This is a genomic window from Sphingobium lactosutens DS20 (assembly GCF_000445105.1).
GTDB classification, from domain to species: domain Bacteria; phylum Pseudomonadota; class Alphaproteobacteria; order Sphingomonadales; family Sphingomonadaceae; genus Sphingobium; species Sphingobium lactosutens.
In genome coordinates this window covers 1-7126 of sequence record NZ_ATDP01000061.1, presented here as the reverse complement: position 1 = coordinate 7126, position 7126 = coordinate 1, and the positions used below count along the sequence as shown (strand labels likewise).

General features: G+C 61.1%; 6 protein-coding genes and 1 pseudogene. 4 read left to right on the top strand and 3 right to left on the bottom strand.

Going from position 1 to position 7126, the window contains the following annotated elements; translation table 11 throughout:
* The first annotated feature begins 205 nt into the window (after window positions 1-205).
* Window positions 206-817 carry a PAS domain-containing protein gene (locus RLDS_RS32165; protein WP_020819394.1) on the top strand — a complete coding sequence of 204 codons (612 nt, stop codon included), beginning with the start codon at window positions 206-208 and terminating at the stop codon, window positions 815-817.
* Between the two features lie 204 nt (window positions 818-1021).
* Here the strand turns inward: RLDS_RS32165 and RLDS_RS32160 are convergent, their stop codons facing one another.
* Complete coding sequence (locus RLDS_RS32160; RefSeq protein ID WP_021222983.1) at window positions 1022-1888, bottom strand: arginase family protein; 867 nt, start codon at window positions 1886-1888, stop codon at window positions 1022-1024.
* 152 nt (window positions 1889-2040) lie between these two features.
* On the opposite strand from RLDS_RS32160, the gene RLDS_RS32155 reads away from it, so the two are divergent.
* Window positions 2041-4155, top strand: a complete 2115-nt coding sequence (locus RLDS_RS32155) for a ParB/RepB/Spo0J family partition protein (RefSeq protein ID WP_020819396.1) — start codon at window positions 2041-2043, stop codon at window positions 4153-4155.
* An 81-nt stretch (window positions 4156-4236) separates the two neighbouring features.
* Window positions 4237-4863, top strand: a pseudogene (locus RLDS_RS32150) (ArdC family protein); the annotation flags it as partial.
* A gap of 122 nt (window positions 4864-4985) precedes the next feature.
* On the opposite strand, the gene RLDS_RS32145 reads toward RLDS_RS32150, so the two are convergent.
* Together RLDS_RS32145 and RLDS_RS32140 are read right to left on the bottom strand one after the other, a co-directional pair.
* The gene (locus RLDS_RS32145) at window positions 4986-5420 is read right to left on the bottom strand and encodes a hypothetical protein (protein ID WP_020818720.1); all 435 of its coding nucleotides are present in this window, start codon (window positions 5418-5420) and stop codon (window positions 4986-4988) included.
* Between the two features lie 4 nt (window positions 5421-5424).
* Window positions 5425-6069 carry a hypothetical protein gene (locus tag RLDS_RS32140; RefSeq protein ID WP_021222981.1) on the bottom strand — a complete coding sequence of 215 codons (645 nt, stop codon included), beginning with the start codon at window positions 6067-6069 and terminating at the stop codon, window positions 5425-5427.
* Window positions 6070-6168: 99 nt separating this feature from the next.
* On the opposite strand from RLDS_RS32140, the gene RLDS_RS32135 reads away from it, so the two are divergent.
* On the top strand, window positions 6169-7126 hold a 958-nt coding region (locus RLDS_RS32135; RefSeq protein ID WP_021224601.1), incomplete at its 3' end, for a tyrosine-type recombinase/integrase.

The window sequence follows — 7126 nt, the reverse complement described above, 5'->3', positions numbered from 1 at the left end:
CGCCGCCGCCATTCACAAGGCCCAGACAGACATTCGCTGGGCGAATCATGTGGTCATCCTTTACCCACTATGGCTCGGAGACGTTCCTGTGCTCAGAGGTCATTCAGTGTATTTATTGCGTTGCAGATGCCAGCGAGTCGGGGAAACTTCTCGGGACCGGAGAAGTTCATAGATCCGAGGCACAATTGAAACCTTAGGGGGTAATGTGCAACGCTTCATCCTGCACGAAAACTTGAAGAAATTCAGGGCCTGCCTGGGCGCAGACGTTGCCGACACCGAGCGCAGCTATCTGCTGCAGCAGATCCGTTCAATTCAACGCGAGCTTGCATTGCTCAACGCCGCCGCACTTGGCGTGCAGAGATATCCTATTGAATTTGGCGCGCTATCATCATGTGATCGGAGCCTTTTTCAACGCCTGACGGAGACCTCTACCCAGCCTACGATGATCATCGATCCGAGGGCTGGTATGCGAATCCTCGACGTCAACGATGCGCATACTGCCATCACCTATACCGAGCGCAGCAGAGTGGCCGGAGAAAGGCTCTTTGACGTCTTTCCGGATAATCCGGATCTTGAGGATGCAACCGGCGTCGCAGGCTTGTTTGATTCCATCCGCATCGCGGCACAGGGACGGCGCCAGCATGCCATGAAAGCACAGCGCTATGACCTGCGGGGTTCCGATGGCCGGTTTCTCGAGCGCTATTGGCAGACGGTGTCCGTTCCGATCCTGAATGACGAAGCGCAGCTGGTGTGCATTCTGCATCAAGCACGAGATGTCACCGAAACAGTCGGCACTGCGGGTTTCGTTGGTCATTGACACCCTCTAATGACGTCTCATCGGCGGTCAGCGCCGCTCTCACAGGAGAAGTCCGTCACATTCAGATTGTGAAGCATCGCGTAGCGGTGACGACGTTTACCTCGAGATCGGGGGGAGGGCGTGTCCAAAGCGGCGAGGATAGCTTCGCGAGTGGTGCGCCATTGGTATTCCGAAACTCGGGGCGGTTTCAGCCCACAGTGAGTTTCATGATTTCATGATGGGTAACTCGGCAAGGCTGTTTCTCAGGCGCAGCATGTCCCATGGCAGATGTTCGGCGATGGCAAGGCCAACCATATCCACTGCCGCGCCGATCTCTTTCAACAGGCGCACCACCTGGTCCAGCTGCATACGGCCTTGCTCTATTCCATCGAAGGCCCCCTCCGGCATGCCCGGCCTGTTGAACAGCAGCGGAGAAAAATGAGCCGGATCGAGGACATCGAGGTCGAAATGTACCGCAAGATGCGTGATTCCCTCGGTCTCGATCCAGTCGAGGATCGGCCGGCTGCTGTCAGCAAGGACGGCTGGCGGGATATGCCGGATGCCCAGTTCCTTCAGGATCAGGTCTTCATCCGCGTTCCATCCCTGCATGCCGGCGATCATCACACGCCGGGCGTCCAGCTTGCGGGGCACTTCTGCCGTGAAAGCCTCGTCGCCCCGGCCAAGCAGCAGGGCAAGCACATGGGCATGGGCGTGCGAAAACTCGGCAGCGCTCATCACGTCGGGATGGGCATCGAGCCAGAGAACGCCCAGCTTTTCACCATATCTGCGGCTTAGATACGCCATCGGCGCAAGATCGACCAGGCAGTCGCCGCCAAGCGTCACGATCCGATCGGGCGCATGCCGCTCGATGGCTTCGCGCGCCGCTCTTGCTTGAGACAAGAGGGCGGCGCACCACTTGATGCCACGGCTAACCGGCGGGGAGCTTCCGTCCGGTTCCGGAACCGCCACGGTTTCCTCGGGGCCGTCATGCGGCGGGGCAAGCCAGCGCAACAATTCGGAACCAAAGCTATAGGCGGGTTCATCGCCACCCTGCCATTGCGGCATGTTCAAACGGAGCGTCGTGGAGGTCACCGCAGATCATATTCTTTCGAGGCCGGAAGAGAAGACAATGTAGGTTGTCCGGCGGAAAAAAGCCACGCCCACGGGGCGCCCCGGGGTTCGAGAGGGAAGGGGGAGTGATGCTGGTGTCCGGGCTGATCCGGATGCCAGAAGGAGTTCCTCCGATGACCACGACCGTTAAGCTCTCGAAGCTTACGCTTTCTCCCATCAATGTCCGCAGGCGGCCCGACGACCTGCTGGAAATACCGCAGATGGCCGCCGATCTCGAAGCTCGCGGCGTACTCCAGAACCTGCTCGTCACGCCTGTGAAAAAGCCGCGCGGCACTTTCGAGGTCTTCGATGGCGGTCGCCGCCTGCGCGGTCTGCTCATGCTCGCCGAGCGCGGCACCATCGACCCTGAAACCTACGATGTTCCCGTCAAGGTTCTCGTCGGCGACGAGGCGACCCTGTCCGAGACCTCGACCGCGGCCAACTTCCATCAGCTCAAGATGACGCCTGCCGAGGAATGCCGCGCGTTCCAGTATTTCATCGGTCTCAATAATGATATCGACGGTGTCGCCAAGCGCTTCGGCCTCACCCGTCGGTTCGTCGAGGGCCGCCTGCGGCTCGCGACCCTGGCCGAGCCCATCTTCGAGGCGCTGAGCGAAGGCACCATCACGCTGGACGTCGCCAAGGCCTATGCCTCGACCGAAAACCAGGAGAAGCAGCTTCTCGTCTGGAACAGCTACGGCACCAGCTATGCCAATGCCGACACTATCCGCCGCGTCATCGCCAACGAAACGATGAAGTCGACCGATCCGGTCGCGATCCTGGTCGGCGAGGACCGCTATGCCGAGGCTGGCGGCAAGATCGACCGCGACCTTTTCAGCGACAGCGGCGACAAGTGGGTGAACCCCGAGATCGCGCAGCGGCTCGCCGCGGACATCATGGAAGCGGAAGCCAAGCGGATCGGCGAGGAACTCGGTCTCGCCTGGATCCGGCCGATTGCGTCGAACTACACGCATAGCGCGGCGACCGGCCTCTACCGGGTGATCCTGCCGCAGCCTGATTTCACCGAGGCGCAGCTGGCCCGCCTCGATGCGATTGCACAGCGGCAGGAAGCCATCGCCGAGGAGATGGATGACGAGACCATCGATGAGGATGCCTACAAGGCGCTCGACCAGGAATATGATGCCCTGTCCGAGGAAGAACACGCGCTCCACAACATCCCGCCGGTGCTGCCTGACGAGATCAAGCCGCTCGTCGGCGCGTTTCTCAAGCTGACGCCCAGAGGCGAGATGGTCCTCGACACCGAATATTATAGCGAGGAACCGGTCAGCATCGGCGGCGCTGATGAAAACGGCGAGGACGACCACGGCGATGGTGCCGGCGGTGGCGGTTCGACCGGCCCGGGCGGCAGCTACACGCCGCCTGCTCCGCCGCCCGAAGCGATCGCCCCGGGCGGCAAGCCGCTCAGCGCCCGGCTCTACGATGAGCTGGCGATGCAGCGGCGCGACGTGCTCGCAGCGACCCTGCTCAGCCATCCGGCCCTGGCGCTCGACTATGCGCTCTTCGTCATGATTGACGATCGCGCCAGCACGTTCAGCGCCTATGGCTCGACCATTCGCGCTCGCTCGCCGCAGGATCCGGTGAGTGGCGACCAGCCGACGACCCGCGCGCGGGGCTATCTCGCCGAAGCCCATGACGGGCTCGATGCGAGTTGGCTGGAGCACAAGTCCGAGGTCGACCGGTTCGAGGCGTTCCGGGCGCTCGACGACGACAGCAAGGCGGCCTGGCTCGCCTACATCGTGGCGATGTCGCTCGAAGCGAAGGCGAGCTACCGCGCCGAGCAGTGTCCGCTCCACAACCGGTTGGCGACGATCATGGATGTCGATGTCGCAAGCTGGTGGCGGCCGACATCCGAGAACTTCTTCGACCGCATCAGCAAGGGCTCGATCCTGACGCTGCTCGCCGATGTCGGCGGCGCGGCGCTGACCGCGCGCCACGCGACGATGAAGAAGTCGGAGATCTCGGAATCGTGCGCGAAGCTCTTCGCGGGCGAAGCGATCGTCGAGCCCGAGGTCCGGGACGCGGCGCTTGCCTGGGTGCCCGACGCCATGCGCTTCCTCGACAAGACCGAGGCGGACGATCTCGAACCCGCCGAAGGCGATCCTGAAGAGCAGGCGATCGTCGAGCCCGAGGATGCCGAAGAGGTTGGCGTGGCTGGCGTCGACGAGACAGTGTCCGGTGCCTGCGAAATCGAAGCGGAATCGCCCGATCAGGACGCTCTCGCGGCCTGACGCCGCTTTCTCCTGGATGCCTTGCCGCCGGCGCGTGGTCCCGTGCCGGCGGCCTTTTCCCCTTCCGCACGGAGAAGCGCCATGTCCCTTGCGAAACGCACGAGCCGCGATGTCGCCGCCGAAATCACCGACCTCATCATCCGCAAGCTCGAGGAGGGTGTTCCGCCCTGGTCGAGGCCCTGGCGGCTGAACGGGGCGGGCGGACGCCCGCTGCGTCATTGCGGCACGCCGTATCAGGGCATCAATACGCTTTATCTCTGGGCGCTCGGCGATGCCCAGGGTTATCGTTCGCGTTACTGGATGACCTGGCGCCAGGCGGAAACGCTAGGCGGGCACGTCCGCAAGGGTCAAACCGGCGCGCTTTCGGTTTATTATTCCTCGTTCAAGAAGCGTGAGGAGCACCCCGAAACCGGCAAGCAAGTGGAGCGGAGCATCCGGTTCCTGCGCCATTACATCGTGTTCAACGCCGATCAGATCGACGGTCTTCCAGCCTATTTCTACCCCTCTGACGAACCGGAGCAGCCTCTGATCCCGTCCGAGCGGCAGGCGGCGATCGACGCCTTCTTCACGGGAATCCCTGCCGACGTTCGCCATGGCGGAAACCAAGCCTACTTCACACCGACCTTCGATCATATCCAGCTGCCGAACCGAACGGCCTTCCGCAGCATGGATCACTATGCGTCCACGCGTTGCCACGAGACGGTTCATAATGCCGTAACCCGGATTATGCCGCATGGCATCGTAGGATCTCGTGTTTCCGCGATTTGGTGACGTGCCGCTTCGGCATATTCCTGGTGCCTGGGAGGTAATCCGCTGGAATGTGGGAACGTTCAGCGCAACTGACGCGGTTCGCTCACTTCTTCCGCATCCTGCGTGGCTTCGTGCACTTCTTCTCTGATGATCTTCTGCGTGATTTCATCCAGATGCGAGGTCAGGGCTTGGCTCAGTTCCTCGAACTCTGGCCATAGCGTCATCCGAACGAAACTCGCTGGCGCGCGAACAATCACCGTCTGACGATGCATGCGCGCATAGCGAAATGGCTTGATGCCATAGCGGCGGCACAGAGCGATGAAGAGCTGTCGTGACCAGGGGTCAGAAATTGAAAACTTGAACTCCTCGGCACGTTCTTGTTTGCTGGCCGTTGCGAACTGGCGGCGAATGCGTTCCGCAGCGGCACCTGCGGCGGCTTGCTCGCCGGCGGTCGTGGCGCCGGCATAGAGAGCTTCGATCTTGCGCAGCTTCTCGCGGAGACGTTCCTCGGACATTGGATCAATGCACCGTCGGCTTCTCGGTGAGAATGCCTTCAAGCATCTGTCGCCGTGCACGAGTGCAAGCCAGCACAGTCTCGTGGATTTCGGTCTCCATGATTTTGGTCAGTTCGCGCAGGTGCTTGAATGTCGTGTCAAGCTGGGTGCGATCATCCGCATTGGGGTCACGTTCCACGAGTTCGCAGATACCGCCCATCATCGCACGGAGCTCGGCAAGTTGGCCGATCGCGCCATGAGCACGTTCGGGTAGATCGATGATATCATGACCGTTGAACAGACCTTCGATGAAGCCATCCAGTTCCTCAAGACGGATCAGCCCGTAGTGTCCGAGATTTGCAGCAGTTGGGTCCATCGACACACGTGTCAGCCTGAATGGCTGACTACGCTTCTGGTGCCGGGTCAGCCCATTCCAAAGGCCGTCGATCAGAGCACCAATCAATTCGTTGGCTTCGTCCACGCTGTCGAACACGGGCAACTCACCGCCCCATAAATCCTGAATCATCTGCAAGGGCGAGGCCGATAGCTCCGGGGTTGCGATATTGCCCAGAAGCCGGGTGCGCACTTCGTGGAATGGCACCGGGCAGTCGTACTTCTCGATCAACGCCTTTACGGCTGCATCACCCAAAACCTTGGTCTTCTGCTTCATGCCCACTCCGCATATCTGAAACCAACACAACTGATAATCTTGCAGTCAGGGCGACGACAAGGCCCGGATCGCGCTCCAACCCTATGGAGCACGAAAACCATGACGATAATCACCAAAACCTGCATTGAGCCGTACATCGACAGCTTCATGCGCTGCTTTGCCGAGGCGAACTACAAACACGCCACGATCAAAGAATACCGAAATCTGATCCGCAGATTTGGACTGGCAATGGATGAGGCTGGCATTGCACCATCGGCATTGACGCCCGATCTTGCGGAAAAGCTGGGTCGGGCAGCAGAGCCGCAGAGAACAGGAACGATCCGCCTTTACAGCCTGGGGCGCAAATTCGCTGCGCACCTGATCGAGATATGCGTTGCCAAGCCGGTTGCACCGACTCCCGCTGAGGTCGCCCGCGCCGAACTGCTGGCCGACTTCGAAACCTATCTCACCAAACAGCGCGGCCTCAGTCCGCGCAGCATCCACCATACGCTCCGCTTTGCCAACCGCTTCATGGACCACCGCTTTGGTGCGGACATGTTCGACCTGACCAGTTTACGACCCGTTGACGCCGTCGGGTTCGTTCAACACTTGCTGTCGCGGGGGCGGCCATACCGAGACAAGAGTGCAGTGACGCATCTGCGCACGTTCTTCCAGTACCTGTTCGCACGAGGCGTCACCGCGACCAACCTTGCCCTAAGCGTGCCCAAAGCAGCGATGGCTCGCGACAAGCGCCTTCCCCGACATCTGTCGCCCGAAGGCGTCGAAGCCGTGCTTGACTGGGTTCGCCGAAATCCCCGGCACGGCGTTCGCGATTATGCGATGCTCCTGATCATGGCACGGCTTGGGCTTCGCGCGCCGGAAATCACCAGGATCGAACTCGACGATATCGACTGGCGTTCAGGCGAACTGACTGTGCGCGGCAAAGGCAAAGTGCATGACCGTGTGCCCATCACCGCCGAGGTCGGTGAAGCCCTAAGCCGGTATCTGAGGGAGGAGCGCGGACCGACTGACTGCCGGACCCTGTTCGTCACCCAGCGCGCTCCGCATCGACCATTCA

What these genes read in the sequence shown, in the direction of transcription:
- RLDS_RS32140 (WP_021222981.1), bottom strand. Translation starts at nt 6,069, where the DNA reads ATGAAGCAGAAGACCAAGGTTTTGGGTGATGCAGCCGTAAAGGCGTTG.
- RLDS_RS32145 (WP_020818720.1), bottom strand. Translation starts at nt 5,420, where the DNA reads ATGTCCGAGGAACGTCTCCGCGAGAAGCTGCGCAAGATCGAAGCTCTC.
- RLDS_RS32155 (WP_020819396.1), top strand. Translation starts at nt 2,041, where the DNA reads ATGACCACGACCGTTAAGCTCTCGAAGCTTACGCTTTCTCCCATCAAT.